Source organism: Polyangiaceae bacterium (assembly GCA_016715885.1).
Lineage (GTDB): Bacteria > Myxococcota_A > Polyangia > Polyangiales > Polyangiaceae > Polyangium.
Genome location: JADJXL010000026.1, coordinates 211,742 through 230,242, shown reverse-complemented (window position 1 = coordinate 230,242; position 18,501 = coordinate 211,742). Strand labels below are relative to the sequence as shown.

Annotated in this window: 18 protein-coding genes; 6 read left to right on the top strand and 12 right to left on the bottom strand. The window is 59.8% G+C overall.

The window, feature by feature from the left end:
* Positions 1 to 52 precede the first annotated feature (52 nt).
* The 7 genes from IPM54_40810 to IPM54_40780 form a co-directional block, all read right to left on the bottom strand.
* Positions 53 to 1,399, bottom strand: coding sequence for a hypothetical protein (locus IPM54_40810; GenBank protein MBK9266116.1), 1,347 nt, complete (start codon positions 1,397 to 1,399; stop codon positions 53 to 55).
* A 31-nt stretch (positions 1,400 to 1,430) separates the two neighbouring features.
* A complete protein-coding gene (locus IPM54_40805) occupies positions 1,431 to 1,667 on the bottom strand; it encodes a hypothetical protein (protein MBK9266115.1) in 237 nt (78 codons plus the stop codon).
* A 2-nt stretch (positions 1,668 to 1,669) separates the two neighbouring features.
* Positions 1,670 to 2,527 (bottom strand): hypothetical protein, encoded by an 858-nt coding sequence (locus IPM54_40800; GenBank protein ID MBK9266114.1) that lies wholly within the window; start codon positions 2,525 to 2,527, stop codon positions 1,670 to 1,672.
* 61 nt (positions 2,528 to 2,588) lie between these two features.
* Positions 2,589 to 3,488, bottom strand: coding sequence for a hypothetical protein (locus IPM54_40795; protein MBK9266113.1), 900 nt, complete (start codon positions 3,486 to 3,488; stop codon positions 2,589 to 2,591).
* A gap of 47 nt (positions 3,489 to 3,535) precedes the next feature.
* Positions 3,536 to 5,494 (bottom strand): hypothetical protein, encoded by a 1,959-nt coding sequence (locus tag IPM54_40790; protein MBK9266112.1) that lies wholly within the window; start codon positions 5,492 to 5,494, stop codon positions 3,536 to 3,538.
* Positions 5,495 to 5,776: 282 nt separating this feature from the next.
* Positions 5,777 to 6,013 (bottom strand): hypothetical protein, encoded by a 237-nt coding sequence (locus IPM54_40785; protein ID MBK9266111.1) that lies wholly within the window; start codon positions 6,011 to 6,013, stop codon positions 5,777 to 5,779.
* 2 nt (positions 6,014 to 6,015) lie between these two features.
* The gene (locus IPM54_40780) at positions 6,016 to 6,468 is read right to left on the bottom strand and encodes a hypothetical protein (GenBank protein ID MBK9266110.1); all 453 of its coding nucleotides are present in this window, start codon (positions 6,466 to 6,468) and stop codon (positions 6,016 to 6,018) included.
* A gap of 66 nt (positions 6,469 to 6,534) precedes the next feature.
* On the opposite strand from IPM54_40780, the gene IPM54_40775 reads away from it, so the two are divergent.
* From IPM54_40775 to IPM54_40765, 3 genes are all read left to right on the top strand, one after another.
* The gene (locus tag IPM54_40775) at positions 6,535 to 7,521 is read left to right on the top strand and encodes an HNH endonuclease (protein ID MBK9266109.1); all 987 of its coding nucleotides are present in this window, start codon (positions 6,535 to 6,537) and stop codon (positions 7,519 to 7,521) included.
* Positions 7,522 to 7,531: 10 nt separating this feature from the next.
* Entirely contained in the window at positions 7,532 to 8,032 is a 501-nt protein-coding gene (locus tag IPM54_40770; GenBank protein ID MBK9266108.1) for an SMI1/KNR4 family protein, read from the top strand.
* A gap of 62 nt (positions 8,033 to 8,094) precedes the next feature.
* On the top strand, positions 8,095 to 8,592 hold the full coding sequence (locus tag IPM54_40765; protein MBK9266107.1) for an SMI1/KNR4 family protein: 498 nt from the start codon (positions 8,095 to 8,097) through the stop codon (positions 8,590 to 8,592).
* Between the two features lie 267 nt (positions 8,593 to 8,859).
* On the opposite strand, the gene IPM54_40760 is transcribed toward IPM54_40765, so the two are convergent.
* Positions 8,860 to 9,345 carry a hypothetical protein gene (locus tag IPM54_40760; protein ID MBK9266106.1) on the bottom strand — a complete coding sequence of 162 codons (486 nt, stop codon included), beginning with the start codon at positions 9,343 to 9,345 and terminating at the stop codon, positions 8,860 to 8,862.
* A gap of 611 nt (positions 9,346 to 9,956) precedes the next feature.
* Between IPM54_40760 and IPM54_40755 the strand changes: the two genes are divergently transcribed.
* A complete protein-coding gene (locus IPM54_40755) occupies positions 9,957 to 10,964 on the top strand; it encodes an HNH endonuclease (protein ID MBK9266105.1) in 1,008 nt (335 codons plus the stop codon).
* Positions 10,965 to 10,977: 13 nt separating this feature from the next.
* Positions 10,978 to 11,478, top strand: coding sequence for an SMI1/KNR4 family protein (locus tag IPM54_40750; protein ID MBK9266104.1), 501 nt, complete (start codon positions 10,978 to 10,980; stop codon positions 11,476 to 11,478).
* 520 nt (positions 11,479 to 11,998) lie between these two features.
* Here the strand turns inward: IPM54_40750 and radC are convergent.
* The 4 genes from radC to IPM54_40730 form a co-directional block, all read right to left on the bottom strand.
* The gene (gene radC, locus IPM54_40745) at positions 11,999 to 12,748 is read right to left on the bottom strand and encodes a DNA repair protein RadC (protein MBK9266103.1); all 750 of its coding nucleotides are present in this window, start codon (positions 12,746 to 12,748) and stop codon (positions 11,999 to 12,001) included.
* Positions 12,749 to 13,254: 506 nt separating this feature from the next.
* Positions 13,255 to 13,983: a competence/damage-inducible protein A gene (locus IPM54_40740; GenBank protein ID MBK9266102.1), complete on the bottom strand. Its 729-nt coding sequence runs from the start codon at positions 13,981 to 13,983 to the stop codon at positions 13,255 to 13,257.
* A gap of 15 nt (positions 13,984 to 13,998) precedes the next feature.
* Positions 13,999 to 14,265 (bottom strand): exodeoxyribonuclease VII small subunit, encoded by a 267-nt coding sequence (xseB, locus tag IPM54_40735; protein ID MBK9266101.1) that lies wholly within the window; start codon positions 14,263 to 14,265, stop codon positions 13,999 to 14,001.
* Entirely contained in the window at positions 14,262 to 16,412 is a 2,151-nt protein-coding gene (locus IPM54_40730) for a HEAT repeat domain-containing protein (GenBank protein MBK9266100.1), read from the bottom strand. Before IPM54_40730 ends, xseB begins: the two co-directional genes overlap by 4 nt.
* A 138-nt stretch (positions 16,413 to 16,550) precedes the next feature.
* Between IPM54_40730 and IPM54_40725 the strand changes: the two genes are divergently transcribed.
* Positions 16,551 to 18,449 (top strand): radical SAM protein, encoded by a 1,899-nt coding sequence (locus IPM54_40725; protein MBK9266099.1) that lies wholly within the window; start codon positions 16,551 to 16,553, stop codon positions 18,447 to 18,449.
* Positions 18,450 to 18,501 lie beyond the last annotated feature (52 nt).

Here is an 18,501-nt window from a genome sequence, read left to right as displayed (position 1 = left end):
TCCGCGGACGATACACGAGATGGGTGAAAAAGTCGCAATTTTCCGTGCGGAATCAGCGTTTGGAACCAATGCCCCAAAGGCTCCAACCATCGCGTAAAAAGATGCGATCACGGCCGCCGGTAATGGCCGGCTCGCTCAAGAATCGATCCACGGCGCGAGGCCGAAACGCTCGACATGGCGCAGGAAGCGTCCACGTCCACAACTTCTCGAACGGCGCATGGATGCGCTCGGCAATAAGTGCCTCGGGACTCGCCCACAAAAGAACGTCTTCGTCCATGTCGACGATGGTCGGCAGCTCGGTGGACCAAAGATCGAACGAAGCACGCGTGCTCCACGGATCGAGCGGCGATACGGGCCATCCCGCGCCGAGCGACGTTGCTGCGAGCAATGTCCCCGTCGCCAAATCATGACGATACAGCGTCGCCGTGGTGCCTTCGACACCCACCAGCGCGAGCACGTTGCCGTTTGTCCCGATGGACACGATCTCCCCCGGCACGAGCGCATTCCAACGCTCGGCACCCGTGAGCGCGCTTCTTGCCGAAAGCCGCGTCGGCGTCTGCAAGGGCCGCTGCGACAAAAGCTCGCGCTGCAAACGGTCGAGCGCGGCTCCCATGAGCCCCGGTTCCTCGGCAATGGCATTCATGAGGTCTTCTTCGCACGCAATGCGCCGCGTGACGTGCTCGACGAATCGCGCCGAGCGATCGATCACCATCACGAGCCCCGCGTACGCTGCGGCCACGGTCTTCTGATGCGCATCGAGCGTCCAAAGCTCCGTGCCGTCGTCAATCGACCGAGCCACGATCGTTCCGCGTTTGTCCGTGCCTCGCACGGGAGCCGTCACGCCCACGACGACCCCGCTCGTCGTCGTCAACATGGCTTCGTCACTGCCCCAGCGTAGGCCCGTCTTCAGCGAACGACATTCCGTCCGGAAAAACCTGACTTGACGATATATCCACGAAACGAGGTAATCGTTTGAGCCCAAACCAGTTGCCTTTGCGATCGGCATGAGGAAGAACTTGCAGCCCGCATCGTGCGTCACGATGCGCATGTCGTTGCCCAGCGCTTGTTCTTCGGAGCCCGGGGAATCGGACGCGTCGATCGTTCCATCGGGTGCGATCACGAACACGCGAAACCACGCGTCTTTTTCGTAGACAGGCATCAGCGTCCGGCCGTCGCTCAGCGGAAACGGCAGGCCGATGTAGCTCTCTGCGCTCGCGTGCTGCACCGAAACGGTGAAGATGGGTTTGCCCGTGTCGAGCGACAGGCGCGCGTACGTGCCGCTTCCAGCCACGAGGATCGCATCGTCCGTGACGACGGGGCGTTCGACGAAACCCGCCCAAGGGCGCGGCGCCTTGACCGAAAAGAGCAGGACTGGTTCGGTCACGGGCAGGCGAGGCATCGGGGGCAGGACAAACAGGTCTCTTTACGCATCATCCCCCGGCGAGCGGCGAAGGGCTAGGGGAAAAGTAGTGGGATATCGGGTCGCATGCCGAACGACTGCTGGTCGACGACGAAATATTGCGAATCAGCGTGACATGACCGACGGTCGCTGCCGCATCGAGTGCGCACGCAGCTCGGTTCCAGATGGTGGCACGACTCGCCGTGCATGACGATTGCGCCTGATCACAAGGGCCATCCGATGTCAAGAGCGTTTTATCCTTCATCACGCTCAGAGGCTCGTTCGATGGCTTCGCGCGAATGAATCAACGTCCTTCGGCGGCGCATAAGGGTTGTTCTCATCAGCGTGATCGATGCGCCCATCCGTCGGTTTGTCGGACTCGATTGCTTCCTTTGTGCATCCGAGCTTCGGACCGGATCGAAGTTTTGCTAGGACGACCACGACCAGCACACCGCACACAACGAAGGTCACCGTCAATTTGAGGAGATCCATCCCTTGAGGAAGCCGATTGAGGTAACCGATCGTGCGAATTGTAGAGGGCAAAAGCCCTCCGACGAAGAACACGGCGTATCCGTGGACCAATCCCCAACGACTTACCAAATCGGCCAAGAGTTTGACGAATATGGAGCCGGCTACGAGCGCACCAAATACGCACATGGGCGCCGGAAAACGCCACAGCGACCCGCTATATGGAACATAAAACTCCCAAGCAAACCCTTCGGCGATGATCACGCCATCGGAGATCAGCGTCGTTAACGAATAGGCTGGGAGTACGACGATGAACAGGCCCAAGATGTTCGTCGCCCGCCGAAGTTCGGCACGTCCGCTCCATCCTCCCTGACGAAGGTGCCGACACCCGGGAACGACAATGGCAACGAATTCAACCGTCGCGGCGGCGATGATCCAGGGCAGGATCCCTACTGTGACGACGCTGCACGATTCGAGCAACACCCATGGGAGGATGATGACGTTCACGGTACCGATGGTCGGCAAGGGGATGCGTGCCGCGAGCATGTAAACGAAGAATGGGAGAATCGTGAAAGCAAGACCGGCCCATCGGCCGCGTGGGTTGGCGGCAGTCGTCGTGGGGAGCTCGTTCCCTTTTTGGGTCGGTCGAGTATGGGTCATGAGATTGATTTATGTGTATCTGGGTTGTGGCGATGGTTTTTCTCGCATTCGCGGACACGCCTCAATGCACGGCGCCGGGGTATTTTCTATCAAGGGCGGTGAGAAAGCTACCTTGCGCGTGAAGTTGGCCAGAGGTCAAGTCCTCGTACGTGTCATACCGATTCTTTTGATATGCAATCAGCTCGCCTTCAATCACGCCGGGTGATTTCAACCAGTCTCGATGCTGCAAGTCCTTTTCGATGTCGACACAATCGCGCAGGCGCTTGACCAAACGGTCCCAGATTTGATCCTCGGACGCCGCGCCCATCCGCTCCATCGCCGTACGAAGATCGAGCCGGATGTTCCACGTTGGGTGATCCACCCACATGCCCACATGCCCCTCCAAATAGAACACCATGAGCTCGGTAAACGATATGGGATGGGGAAAAACATCAATGCATTTCAGGGTGTCGAGCGCATCCCAAAACCGTAGTACGCCTTCGATGCGCGGAAGCGTCAATTCGATGGAGTTGAACAAGCACCGCTCTGTAGCCGTGGAAAGCGCCCCCCAGGGATACCTGCACACGAACGAAAGGTAGTCCCGACGAAAGGTGAAACGTTCTTCAAAGGGCACCCCCGCAGCTTCCGACGTATCGAATCGCAGCTTACAGAGCATGTAGACACGCCACTGGACATGCCGTCGCTCTTGCTTCGCGTCGTCGTCGACCCAGACGGTGCTCAGATCGCTGCTGTACGAGAATCCGTCGGCGATGAAATGCGCACTGCTTTCCTCCGTGAACACAACCGAGCCCGGCGGGATGGGGATGAGCTTCGGTTCGGGAAAATCGCGGCCCTCCACGTAGCATTTGGCCCACTTCTTCGCTTCGGCTTTCATCCTCCGTCGGCACGTGGTTCTGTCGCCGTAAATGAAGGCAGGGAAAAGCAGGGAGGCTTCGGGGTTGGTCGCAGCTCGGTCGGACATGGGCAAACCCGACGTTCCACAACTTGCCGCAAATAGCAAGTGCGTTGCTACAGGGAGTCGCCGACACGCGCCCCGGATGGTGGGCGCGGCAGCTCCGGCGGCGAACGCGGTGGCACCTGCGGCGGCCTCGGTGGCGACATGGGACCTGGCAACGGCGAACGTGGTGGCGATGGCGGAAGCGATGACCCAGCCTTGGGGGATGCGCCCGGTTGTATCGGTTTGCCCGGTGCGAGTCCGGGACTGATGTAGATCATGGCGCCATTGCCAACGACCATCACGACGACGTTCGTCAGCCTTTGGAGGAGACTCAAGCGATCAGCCCGTTTGACCCAATTGTCGACGAACTCGTCGAGCTTCTCTGCGTACTGTTGCATCTCCGCCGCCGTCAAATCCACCCACCGACCTGCATTGATTGCCTTGTTGATGCTCGCGTCGGTCCAGTCCGTGGCATCGGGCTTGGTCCACTCGTATTGAATAACGCCCGGGGCCGTCGTATCCCACGAAAGCCGCCAGGGCTCGTTGGTGATGCCTGGCCTGAACCTCACCCAGACTTCTCTTTTCCATGCGAGGCCATGGGTGAAGAGCGTCGGCGGCATTCCGCGGTTGATCGCCGCGATGTCTTGCGCGACCTTGGCTTGGCCCGCCTGCAACTCGCCTCGAGCCGTGGACTTGATTTGGTACACCCACCATTTTTTCATGTCCGTGATGTCGGGCTGGAGCACGGCTTCATGCGCGAGAAGAAGCGACTTTTTGCCTCCCGCTTCCTCCACGATCGTTTTGATCGTCACGTAGTTGGTGAATACCAAATGACCAGGATGCATGACCTGGTAGTCCTTCCCGATGACTTTGTGCGCGGCACTCCCCATGAAAAGTTGCCACGGCATGTTCCCTGGTCTTCCCTTGACATCGTACCCTTCGGGGCCACCCGTCACGACGAGGCCACCACCGCCACCTCGCGTCGCTGTTTGCCCAACGAAACGCGCGTCCCGACGCACCTGCGCGGGCGGCGGTGGCGGTTCGCGCATCACCGGGAGCAGCCGCGCAACATCGTCGTCGTGGGCGCTCCACAACGTCACCGACCGCAGGTAGTCCGCTATGGTTTTTCCGGGTAGAATCGGTATCGTCGCTTCGGCACGCGCTCGTCCCAGCTCCTCGCGTGCCTGGACCAACCGCTCCACCACTTCGTGCAGCGCCCGCCCCAAGCGCGATATCTCCCGCAACGTCGGCTCGCGCCAGCGATTGCCCACGTACGCATCGCCATGGGACTCTGCGGTTTGCTGCTCCGCGTCGAGCACCAGCCATTGGTATTCGACCACCCCCGGATCCGTCGTAGCCCACCGAATAACCCATGGCTGGGTGCGTTCGGCGAAGCGCACACCTACCTCGCCCGCGTAGCCCGTCCCCAATTTGAACTTCGGAACGCCGAGCATGGCGCCGTTGATCACGCGCAAATGCCAATCGACCTTGTTGTTTGCCGCGGACCGGTGGGTTTGTCCTCGCGGAACGACTTCGAACAAAACCCGCCCCTCGACATCCGCGAGATCAATGTGCCGATCCCTGTCGAAATCCGCTATGATGTGGACATTTCCGCCAGCCTCGTCGACAACCTCCTCGATATTGCCGTTTTTGGGCACGCGGTACGCCGGATGAGCGGCCGCATAATGCTCGCGAATGAGCCTCAGCGCGGCATATCCCAAGTGATATTCGGAAGGCCAAACCCCGGGTTCGTCATCTTGGGTGTACGGTTCGGGGAGCTTGCTGTCCTCCAAGACGCCGATCTTGTCGGGCGGACGCCCACGCACCCATTGCCCCATCATATGCGCAGAACGCCGCGCCTCAGCGCTCACTTGGGCATTGGTTATTTGCAGAAAGGCCGCCGAATCCGGTTGCACGACGTGGACGACACCAGGGCCACAGCCCATGAGCAGCCACGCAAAGCCCAAGTTGGTCAGTATAATCACGACGATGCAAAGGCATTGCGCGACGAAATGGCGGGCAGCTTGCATCGTTCGAAGGCATCAGACTGCGGCTCAGGTGTCAATCGTATGCCATTGGATCGGGACACCCACCGGATCTGGGCGTCATCGTGATGAAGGAGGTGACGGATGCTCCGTCCGGTTTCGCCGTCATCGACGTGAATTGAGGACGCATTCGGCTACTCGTGCAGCCGTAAGTGTCGTTCGACGAAACCCGCCCAAGGGCGCGGCGCCTTGACCGAAAAGAGCAGGACTGGTTCGGTCACGGGCAGGCGAGGCATCGGGGGCAGGACAAACAGGTCTCTTTACGCATCATCCCCCGGCGAGCGGCGAAGGGCTAGGGGAAAAGTAGTGGGATATCGGGTCGCATGCCGAACGACTGCTGGTCGACGACGAAATATTGCGAATCGTCGTGACATGACCGACGGTCGCTGCCGCATCGAGTGCGCACGCAGCTCGGTTCCAGATGGTGGCACGACTCGCCGTGCATGACGATTGCGCCTGATCACAAGGGCCATCCGATGTCAAGAGCGTTTCATCCTTCATCACGCTCAGAGGCTCGTTCGATGGCTTCGCGCGAATGAATCAACGTCCTTCGGCGGCGCATAAGGGTTGTTCTCATCAGCGTGATCGATGGCCCTCTGCAGATCCGTGCGGATGTTCCCCGTCGGTTGGTCGACCCACATCGCCACCTCTCCTCGAAAGCGCAATGCCATCAAATCGGTCAATGACATTGGTTTGAGCCAGACATCGATATAGCGTAACGTGTCGAGCTGGTCCCAGAACGACAAGAGCGCTTCGACACGACGCGTGACGACGGGGATCGTGTTGAAGAGCAAGTGCTTCATCACGACGGATAACACGCCCCAGGGATACCGACACAAAATGAGCTCAATGCTTGCTGTGCACTGGTCGAGTTGGCATTGATCGGCATCGTTGTCACAGGTTTTCGCAAGGTCGGCACAACCTGACGAAATCACCCCGGCCACGAGTGTGACGAACACGAGCATACGACGTGGCCCCCACCATTTCCGTTGATCCGCGTTACGCCGTCGTCATACCATCGAAACATGAATCAATCGCCATTTCGAGCCTTGGCTTTCCTGAGGTTCATCGTATGCGCGTGTCAGCCATTTCGAGCCTTCGTTTCATTTTGGCTCATTGTCTGCATGTTGTTCTCGCTCACGCCATTGGGCTGCCATTCGGTCAAAGTGCGGCATGCGATGGGATGGCCCGGACAACCGCAGGTGCCCGAGGATACGGCGGAACGCCTCAAGGAATGCGGCGAGTTGATTCAGGAAGGCATCGACTCGGTACGGCATCCAGTGGACGCCAAGGTCGTCCTCGACGAGAACGGCCACGTTTTGGATGTAACGACGGCGGGTGAGCCCAATCCGGATGTCGGGATGTGCATCCGCGTCGCCTTGCGAGGCATGAAGGTCGACAAGGACGTCATCCACGAAGCTATGCTCCGACGGCCTCCATCTTTGTCTTCGTGGCCGAACTCGCAGACGATGCCGGATCGCGCGCACATTGGAGAGGTCGTTATCGTCACGGTGGTGGTCGTCGTCTTCACCGAGGTCATCATCGAAGTGGTCGCGGTGGCCCTCGGGGTCGCGGTCACGGCAACCGTCGTGTCGGGGGCGGCCAAGGCAGCGCAGGCGAAATCAGCGCAGGCCAACGCGGCCGCCGCACGGAAACCACACCAACCAGTCCGGGAGAAGTGGGAGAAGAATGGCGGGACGGTGCGGGACAACCCCGATGGGACAACGACGTACACGCGCAAGGATGGGGTGGCCGTGACGTACGACAAGGATGGGTTTCCGGATTTTAGGCCGTACAGGCACCCCACGGTGAAAGATGTGCAGATCGAGTTTACGGGAAGCTACCCGAAAGACTTCGCAGCCGCTGACAAAGCCGCTGGCATCACCGAAGAGATGAGAAAAAGAGAAAGATATACCTGGCATCACCACCAAGACGGAAAAACCATGCAGTTGATTAAGGAGAATGTGCACAGAGATTTTTTTCACACCGGCGGCATGGCGGGTGCACGATAGGAGCGGGACAATGCGAATGAAAATCGAAAACCCTCACGGGGCTACATCTCGCAAGGCGATCGCCCAATTCGAGACACGCCGAGGCGTGTTACTCCCTGCCGAATACAAGGCGTTTCTGCTCAAGTCGAACGGTGGATGGCCTACGCCCAATGTGTTCGAGGTCCCGGAGTGGCATGGTCACGGGAATGCGGTAATGTCCTTCTATGGCATCCATGACGGCGAAAAGGTTGATCGCCTGGAGTGGGCATGTGAGGTGTACGACGAGCGCATCCCTGCCGATCTCATTCCAATCGCCGATGATGCTAACGGGAATGCGATCTGCATCGGCTGGAAAGGCGAACGCGAAGGGAAGATCTACTTCTGGGATCACGAGGACGAGATCGACGAGAATGGCTGCTTCCGACAGGACTACCGAAACGTGTACCTGATGGCGAATAGCCTTCAGGAATTCCTCGATAACCTCATGACCCACGAAGATTATGACAAGAGGCCGCGGCCCAAGCGAACGTAAAAGATACGAGAACTTCTAGCACACCGGCAGTATGGCGGGGATGCGATAAGGAGATCGGGACGATGCAAATCAAGGAAGCGAATCCGTTTGGCGCGACATCTCGAGAGGCGATCACCGAATTCGAGGCACGCTGGAGCGTATTGCTACCACCCGATTACAAGCAGTTTCTGCTGAATTCGAATGGTGGATACCCTACTCCCAATGTGTTCGAAATCCCGAGGTGGCATGGTCAGGGGTCTGGGTTGGGTATATTTTATGGGATTCACGACGATCCGGACTATCGGCTTGACGCTGTCTGCGAAACATATGACGAGCGTGTACCACCAGATCTCATTCCAATCGCAAACGACGCCTTCGGTAACAACGTCTGCATCGGTTGGAAAGGCAAACGCAAAGGGAAGATCTATTTCTGGGATCACGAGGATGAGATCGACGAAGGTGGCTGCTTCCGACAGGACTATCGAAACGTGTACCTGGTGGCGAATAGCCTTCAGGAATTCCTCGACAACCTCATGACCCTTGAAGATTTTGAAATGAAGCACCCTACCAAGGGTACGTAGAAGATACGAGAACTTCTACAACCCTGGCGGCATGTCGGGGACGCGATAAGGAGAACGAGACGATGCAAATCGAGGAACCGAATCCGTTTGGCGCTACATTTCCAGAGGCGATCGCCCAATTCGAGGCACGCCGGGCCAAGGGGATGCAAAAGAGACATGCGCATCGAGTTGGAAATGCTCGGTGACGACGCGCCGCTTTACGGTGTCGGTTATTGGGAGGGGGCACGCATTCGGCTGCTCGTGCAGCCGTAGGTGTTCATCTGGCGCTCATTCGACGCCTTCTTCATTGGTCGCAGCGTTCTTCTTTCGCGTCGCGACGGCCTTGTCCGCGATTTGCGAATAATACTTCAGCGTCTTCTCGAAATGCGCCTTCGTACCCGCATCCAGGTGTTGGGCAGCCGTCTGTGCCCCCCGCGCAACGATGGCAATGTCGCCTTCGCGTGCATTTTCGAGATCCGCTTCTGTCTCCCCAAGGACTTCATAAATCTTCCTCGCAACGGCTTTGTGTTTGCGGATTTCGTCGATTGTCACGGTTCGCGACTCGATGCGCGTCACGATTTCGGTGGATATGCCCGCAGCCGCCAAGGGTCCGTTCTTCGCTTCTTTGAGCTCGATGAGCACGTCGCCGATTCCAGGCTTCTCATGCTTCAGTCCCACTTGCGCGCCAGGGGCATAGTCGACGAGATGATCTTTGAGCGTCGTCACGTCGACAACGAGCGGTCCGACGTAAGGTGACTTCGTTCCCGTACTCATTGCGTGTCAATCCTTTCGTAGAGTGCTTCGCTTGAACGCGAACCCATAGGCTACGCGCATGGACGGAGCGAAGTCAACACCGTTCGTGGCATGGTGACCACAACGTTTCCGTACCGTTGCCAGGGCTCGTCGACGCATCCCGTGAGCTTGTCGACGGTAAGCTCGGCTGCGACGACGTGCTCTACAACCACGTCGACGTGCTCTACAACCACGTCCGATGGCAGCTCGGGCACGTCGACGCGGCACCCAAGCGTGTGCACGACTTGGTTAGGGCACGTCGACAGGCCGTAGGAATGCGTCGACAGGCCGTAGGAATGCGTCGACGGGCGGTTGGGGCGCGTCGACGGGCGGGCTTGGGTGCGTCGACGGGCCGTAGGAATGCGTCGACGGGCGGTTGGGGCGCGTCGACGGGCGAGCTTGGGTGCGTCGACGGGCGGGCTTGGGTGCGTCGACGGGCGGTACCAATGCGTCGACGGGCGCTTGGAGCATGCGTGGTCGCGATATACGTGAACGTCCTGTCCATACGACCGTTCCGCGCTAGGCGTTGTGCGATGTGGTTGGATAAGCCATTTCCGTTGATCCGCGTTACGCCGTCGTCGTACCATCGAAACATGAATCAATCGCCATTTCGGGCCTTGGCTTTCGTGAGGTTCATCGTGTGCGCGTGTCAGCCATTTCGAGCCTTCGTTTCATTTTGGCTCATCGTCTGCATGTTGCTGTCGCTCGCGCCACTAGGCTGCCATCCGGTCAAAGTGCGGCATGCGACGGGATGGCCCGGACAACCGCAATTGCCCGAGTATACGGCGCAGCAGCTCGAGGAATGCGGCGAGTTGATTCAGGAAGGCATCGACTCGGTGCGGCATCCAGTGGATGCCAAGGTGGTCCTCGACGAGAACGGCCACGTTTTGGACGTAGCGACGGCGGGCGAGCCCAATCCGGATGTCGGCATGTGCATCCGCGTCGCTTTGCGAGGCATGAAGGTCGACAAGGATGTCATCCACGAAGCCATGCTCCGACGGCCTCCATCTTTCTCTTCGTGGCCGCACGCGGAGACGCAGCCGAATCGCAAGTACCTTGGCGAGGTCGTGATCGTCACGGTCGTCGTGGTCGTCTTCACCGAGGTCATCATCGAAACGGTTGCGGTTGCCCTCGGGGTCGCGGTCACGGCCACCGTCGTGGCGGAGGCGGCCAAGGCAGCGCAGGCGAAATCAGCGCAGGCAAAAGCAGCGCAGGCCACTGCGCCTGCCGCGCGGAAACCGCATCAGCCCGTTGCAAAGAAGTGGTTGGACAAAGGCGGCTCAATTGACCAGAAGGCCGATGGAACGACCACCTACACGCGCAGCGATGGAGTGTCCGTGACCTACGACAAGGATGGGTTTCCGGATTTCAGGCCGTACAGGCACCCCACGGTGAAAGACGTGCAGATCGAGTTTACGGGGAGTTACCCGAAAGACAACGCGCTCGCCGACAAAGCCGCAGGCATCACCGAAAAAATGCGTCAGGATGAGGAATACAGGTGGCATCACCACCAAGATGGAAAGACGATGCAGTTGATCAAGAAAGATGTGCATGAGGACTTCTTCCACACCGGCGGCATGTCGGGGACGCGAAGGCGATAAGGAGATCGAGACGGTGAAAATCGAGGAACCGAATCCGTATGGGCCGACATCTCCAGAGGCGATCACCCAATTCGAGGCACGCCGGGGCGTGTTGCTGCCACTCGATTACAAGCAGTTTCTGCTGAAGTCGAATGGTGGATACCCTACCCCCAATGTGTTCGAGGTCCCGGAGTGGCACGGTCAGGGGAATTCGGTGATGTCCTTCTATGGCATCCATGACGGCTCCAAGGGTAAGCGACTGGATCGGGCGTGCGAAGTGTACGACGAGCGCATCCCTGCCGATCTCATTCCGATAGCCGATGATGCTAACGGGAATGCGATCTGCATCGGCTGGAAAGGCGAACGCGAAGGGAAGATCTACTTCTGGGATCACGAGGACGAACTCGATGAGGACGGCGACTTCGTCAAGGACTACCGAAACGTGTTCGTGGTGGCGAATAGCCTTCAGGAATTCCTCGACAACCTCATGACCCTTGAAGATTTTGAAATGAAGCACCCTACCAAGGGTACGTAGAAGATACGAGAACTTCTTTCACACCGGCGGCATGTCGGGGGGGGCGAAGGCGATAGGAAGATTGAGACGATGCAAATCGAGGAACCGAATACGTATGGTGCGAGTATGAAAAGAGGCCGCGGCGCAAGCGGACGTAAAAGAGACATACGCACGCAACGCGCAGCCCCACCGCCCCCGATAACCTGCCCCAGCGGGACCCGAACGCCACGAAGGCTCAGACGATGCAAATCGAGGAGGCGAATCCGTATGGAGCGACATCTCCAGAGGCGATCGCGCAATTCGAGGCACGCCGGGGCGTATTGCTACCACCCGATGACAAGCAGTTTCTGCCGAATTCGAATGGTGGATACTCTACCCCCAATGTGTTCGAGGTCCCGGGGTGGCATGGTCAGGGGTCTTCACTCCTCATGTTCTACGGCATTCGCCTTGTGATCCCCGCGCGTTCGATTGCGTATCCGGTGCATTGTCCGGGGAAGGGCACACCATGCTGACCGGGCGCCAATTTATCTTCAATCACTCATTAGCTGCTAGGCAGCATACCCAGGTCCAGCATTGACGAGTATCTGCCGGTGCTCGAAACGATGACGTGATCGATGAGCGGCATACCGATGGCCCGTCCAGCAAGGGCGACTCGATGGGTCATTTCGAGGTCTTGCGTCGATGGCATCGGATCGCCGCTCGGATGGTTGTGCACCAAAATGATCGCCGACGCCGCGTCTTGCAAACCAGCCGTGAGCACGTCGCGCGCCGTCAGGTGAACTCCGTGCAGCCCACCTTGAGCGATTCGACGCGCGCTACGCATGCCATTGCGACCGTCAATCGATAACGACCACAATTCTTCCTGATCCCTCCAGCCAATGCGGCTCGTGAACCATTCGGCAACCGCTGCCGACGTAATGAGCTCGAGCTTTGGCCGCAGCGCGCTCACGACCGCACGTTTTCCTGCTTCGAGCGCTGCGGCCACACGCAGCGCCTTGACCATGCCCACCCCAGGATGTTCGGCAATCGCTCGAGCTCCAAGCCGCGATAGGCCCTCCAAGCCCCCAAACCGCGCAATGAGCGCATACGAAAGTTGCACGACGGGACACCCCGTCAAACCCGTGCCCAGGACAATCGCCAAGAGATCCGCATCCGATAATGCCGCGATTCCTTCGTCGAGCGCTCGTTCACGAGGACCTCGCAAGAGCGATGTCGATAGTTCATCCAGGCTCATGTCGATTGGAACATGAACCTCGAGCCCGTCTTGTGTCGTTTCAATCAGCGTCTGCATGCCCGGACGTACAGCACGTTCCGCGCCAATCAAATTCCCGCAGTTTTATGCGGATCGAGGGTGGCGGAATCGCCCCTCCGCCACCCCTCCGCCTGGCGGCCGCCAGGTGATGTAATACGGATCGCTCGTCGTAATGAGAGCGCACCGTGCCGGATCGCACCTCACCCCCCATCCCCATAAGCGCTAACATAACGCAATTGTCGCCCCGCCCCGGGTTGAAGAGATCGTCTCATAACTCGAGCCAAAGTGCGTCACCGCACGCCCGCGCGGGGTTAAAACCCCGCGCTACATTACAAGAAGTCCTCGCGCTACCGCGCTCGGACTAGCGTCATGCTGCATCGTGAGAAGTGGTGTCTGCTGCGAAATCGTTGGGGGTTGTCGATAATGATCCGAAATCGCACAACGCCAGTCCCGAACGGTAGTGAGGGACTTTTTATCGTGTAGCGCGGGGTTTCAACCCCGCGCGGGGGGTGTGAGGTGCGAGAGTACAGACCTGGGCCCGCTATCTAGTCAATCTTCACAATCGATTCCGCGGGCAAACTGGACGCAAATGCATCACGCGCCCGGCCCACTCGTTCCGCATCGACGCCATCGAACGTGAGCTTCGTTCGGTAGTCATTGCCACCCCACCGCGGATACGAGCCGATTTCGACATCCGTATGATCTCGTACGACCTCGTCGAGCATCGGCTTCAGGGTGCCTTCGTCCAGCGTCGTGTAGACCGCAAACGATACGAAAGGTTTGTCCGAGCCAATGAGCTCGCGAACGAGCGGCATTTTGGCTTGGAAAATCTCCGGTACGCCCGGCAAAACCCAGACGTTGTGCATGATGATCGCCGGCCAAGGCATGTGCGGATTCGATGCGAGGCGCGCTCCTTCGGGAATACGCGCCATGCGCAAATGCCCTTCCGTCAGGCGATCTCCGTAATATTCGCGAAGCATCTGCACCATCGCTGGCGACGAAATTGCTTCGACGCCAAACGAACGGGCGACGGCATCGATGGTGACGTCGTCGTGCGTTGGACCAACTCCGCCGCTCGTGAACAAAAAATCGTGCGATGACGACAGTGTCCGAACTTCGTCCGCGATGACGTCGATCTCGTCGAGCACCATGACGACGCGCCGGAATACGATTCCAAGCGAACGCAGTGCTCGCGCGAGCACGACGATGTTGGAGTCGGCGATTTTGCCGCTGAGCAGCTCGTTGCCAATGATGAGCGCCGCCGCCGTTCGCATGCTCGTACCCCCGTTTCACCCCTCGAAGTTGCGTACGACCGGTTTGCCTTCGGGGTCGACCCGCAAGAGCTCCTCGACACGTTGCTCGGCTCGATCGAGGCGCGCTTTGGCCGCTCGCGCAAGGCGAATGCCCTCCTCGAAAAGCTCGAGCGATCGTTCGAGCGGAAGCTCCCCACCCTCGAGCTGCTCGACGATCGCAGTGAGCCGACGCGTCGATTCCTCGAACGAAAGGGCTTGTCCCGCGGCACCTGCCGCTGCGCTCGAAACTGCCTCGTTGCTCATGGGGACGGAGCGTCCCCCGAGACGGCCTCGGGCGCAAGTGTGAGCCCAGCACGACCCTCCGGCACGCCCGGAACGATGAGCACTCCATCGGGATCCGCAACCACCGGGATGGCCAGCCCGTCTGGCCGGACAAACCGCGCCGCTCGCCCGGCAATGGACGAAACCGCCGATGGAGCGTTCGCAACGAGCGACACCCAGACGACCGTGCCCGCAGGATCGGTGACGGGCGGAAGCAGCGAACGTCCTGCGAGCGCCGCGCGAGCGAGCGCGCGAACGGCGTCGTCCGGATCGAGGTCGCGGGCAAGCTCGAGCGTGCCGATGCGTTGCTTTTCGGTACGTGCTGACAGCGCGCGAACGATGGCGCGACGCACCGACGCGTCTTCCTCGAAACGATACGCCCGTGCGAGCAGCGAGACGGCGTCGGGCTCTTTGTCGGCTGCAAGGCCCAGCGCCGTGTGCGCTCGAATCACCGGATCGGTGCCTTCCAAGAGTCGCTCGATGCGACTGCGTACGGCTTCACTGTCGCGACTCGGCAGTGCGCGCGCCGCAAGCGGTGCGATCGGCCCGCCCTCTTCGGCCAAGCGTGCAAGCGTCTTCGTGGGCAAACCCTCGCCCTGCGTGTCCGCGAGAAGCGCGATGCCCGCCGAATGCGCGACCATCGGCATCAACCCGAGTCCACTGCATGCGGTGTTCAATGCCTCCGTGAACGCCGACAGATCTTCGGGGCCTCTCGTGAGCGAAGCACGCGCGATGGCAGCGAGAACCGCTTCCAAAGGAACCGCGCTCATGCTCTTGTTGGCTTGATCGAGCGCGCCGCGCACGCTGAGGCGCCCCGTTGCAACGAGCCCGAAATATCCGACCGCAAGGTCTTCCGGCGCTTTCTCCACCGCCATCGCACGCAGCGCTTCGTCGAGCCCCTTCGGTTCGTCACGCAAGAGCAGCGCTCGCACCGTCGACGCTCGCACGACGAGCCTTCGCGGCGCACCCGTTTTTGCCGACGCGCTCGCAAGCGCTTTCTCGAGCGCAATACGCGCGTCGTTCCCAGGCAAACGCGCCAGCGCAAAAGCAACCGACGTCGCGAGCTCGGGTTTGTCGAACTGTGCCACGAGCACGTCCACCGCTTCCGCTCCGCCCGCTCTTCCGATCGCAGCGATCGCCTTGTCTCGGTCGTCCCGCGCGAGCGAATCGAGCACGTTCGCAAGCGGTTTGACGAGCTCCTTGCGCGGCGCTGCCAGCGCGAGCCGCACACCTTCGCTTCGCGTCCCACTCGACGCGAGCAGCGCGGCAATCGCCTCGTCCGCGTCGTCCGTGCCAAGCCTCGCGAGCACCTCGGCACCCGCTCGACGTTGCCGATTGTCCTGCGACTTCACCCATGCTCGTGCGAGCGTTGCGGGCGTCGAATCACCGAGCCTCACGAGCGCGAGCGCTGCCGCCGCTTGAACCGCAGGATCGGTTTCTGCAAGCGCCAAACGCAGCTTTTCTTGGCCTCGCAAGTCGCCCATCGTGGCGAGCAAATTCGCGATCTGTGGCTCGATGCGACGCCGTCCTTCGAGCAGCGGCGACAGCGACGATGGTGGGTGTTCGACGAGCGCCGTCGTGGCCGCTTCCGAGCCGCCTCCGCCGTGAAGAACGGCACTCATCAGCGCAGTGAGAGCTTTTTTTTCGCCACCACGAGCAAGCGCGAGCGCCGCTGCGCCTCGCGTGAGGCTCGACAGCGGCGACGAGCTCGCGCGACCATCGGGCCCGTCGGACAGCTCGCGGATCAACAGTAGTCTCACGTTTTCTCGCGTCGCGTGCGGCGCGAGCGCGCGGATGGCTTCGAGCCGCGCACGTGGATCACGCATGACGATCGTCGATTGCTCCAGAGCACTCGTCAGCGCATCGATGGCTTCGGGCGTACCGATCGCTCCGAGCCTCACGACGCCTCGTAGTCGATCCTCCTGCGAGCTCGATGTGAGCAATCGTTCGGCAACGGGCACGCCAAGCAGACCGCGCAGCGAAGTCCGTGGTGGCGTCGAGCGTGCATCGTCGTTCCGGTCGCGAGGTTCACGGATCGTACCGATGGCGATTTGCGCGGGCGCCGGCGAGCTGCAAAAAAGCACGGCTCCGGCCGCGAGTGTCGCGATGGATGAGATGAACCGGCGCACTGCGCCACATTATCGACGGTCGGCTATGCTGTCACGCGAGTCGTTTCGAAGGTGCATGGCGGACGAAATTCCTGGCGGACACCCTCTGGAATCACCTACGTTACGTGAGCTGCTTGGTCGTATCTTTTGAGGAGGAACATGCTTTTCGTGCGGAATTTGGAGAAGTTGATTACCGTTTCGGCGAATGTCGTGTGGCCGCTCATGCGAGAGCTCAGCGAGCTTGGTCCACGGCCGGCTGCATTTGCGCCCAAATGGAGTGACAAGCCCATACCGCGAGGCAAGGAGCGATCGAAGCCGCCGCTTGGGTGGCCGCGAGAGACCGACAGCTTGTGTCCGACGTGCGTCAAAGAGGCTCGGGCGGAGATTTTGCGAGGCGATGCGGACTGGACGAAGCTCATCTCCGACAAACCTGGTGAAATCAAGGCGCGTATCGTCGAAAAAGACGGTCAGATTCGGATGGAGAAGACGTGTCCGAAGCATGGTCCCGTCAGTGACGTGATTTCGATCGATCCGCGATTTCTTCAGCGCATCGAGGGTCTTTTTCAGGGGCGCGACGTGGCGATGACGCCGGATGCGTTGCACCAGCATGGTTCGAGCAGCATTCGTTATGGGCGCGGCGCGGTGCTCACGGTGGACTTGACGAATCGTTGCAACATGATGTGCGACCCGTGCTTCATGGATGCCAATCAGGTGGGATATGTCCACGAATTGTCGTGGGAGGACATCCAGCGCATCTTGGACGATGCCGTGAACGTGCGGCCGAAGCGGCAGATGTCGATTCAGTTTTCGGGCGGGGAGCCGACGCTTTCACCGCATTTCATCGATGCGATCAAGTATGCCCGTAAAAAGGGATACTTTGCGGTGCAATGCGCGACGAACGGGCTTCGCTTTGCGCAGGAGCCGGGGTTTGCCAAAAAGTGCAAAGAGGCAGGCTTGCGCATGGCGTACCTGCAATTCGACGGCGTCACGAACGAAGCGAACGCGCATCGCAAGATTGCCAATCTTTACGACGTGAAATTGCGGGCCATCGAAGAGCTCGCGGCCGCCGGCATCGACGTCATCTTGGTCGTGACGGTGGTCAATGGCATCAACAATGACATGATTGGTCCGATCATCGAGTTTGCCATTCAAAACGCGGACAAGGTGACGGTCGTCAGTTTTCAGCCGGTGAGTTTTACCGGGCGTGACGAAGACATTTCCGACGAAATGCGCGAGCAGCAGCGTTACACGTTGAGCCATTTGGCGCACGACGTGGCCGAGCAGACGGGTGTGACGAATCCCTTGCGTGATTGGTTCCCGCTCTCGGCACTTTCGCCCTTTGGTGATGTCGTCGATCTGATGGACGGACCCGACAAGGACTTCGGACAGCTCAATTGCGGGTGTCATCCGAATTGTGGCATCGGCACGGTTCTTTTCGTCAACAAGAGGACGAAGCAAATGGTTCCGCTCTTGGATTTCCTCGACATGGAGGGAATTTTGCGGGACTTCCGCACGATATTCGATGCTGGGCGGAGCCGAGCGTGGACGAAGGCGCAGGTCGTGGCGAGCATTTTGCGGCATTACAAGCCGGAAAAAGCCCCGAAGGGCCTCGACATATCGACGCTATTGCGGCAATTCATGAGCCAGACGGGCGCAGCGCACGCGGGCGAAGCGGACGCGAAAAACTACGAATGGCGCGTGCTCTTCGTCGCGGGCATGTGGTTTCAGGATTTGTTCAATTACGATTTCCGGCGCACGGAGATGTGCATCATCCCGTACGGCACGCAAATGGGGGAAATCAGCTTTTGCGCCTACAACACGGGTGTCGGATGGCGCAACGTGCTCGAGAAAATCAAAGCCAATGCCACGGTGGCCGAATGGTATCGCACGCACGGTAGGCATCCGGTGTACGCGAAGAACAAGGATTTGCCATTGCCTGCGTTCGACAATCCGCTCACGGTGGTCGAGCACGAATTGGCAGCGGCCGAGCGGGTCAGTCACGAGAAAGACGCGCCGCGGCCGAAAAAGAAAGCGGTCAGGTTACCGATCGTGCCTTGATGGTTTTGCATCGGCCCGTAATTCCTGCGTACTCTTCATGCAGTACGGCGTC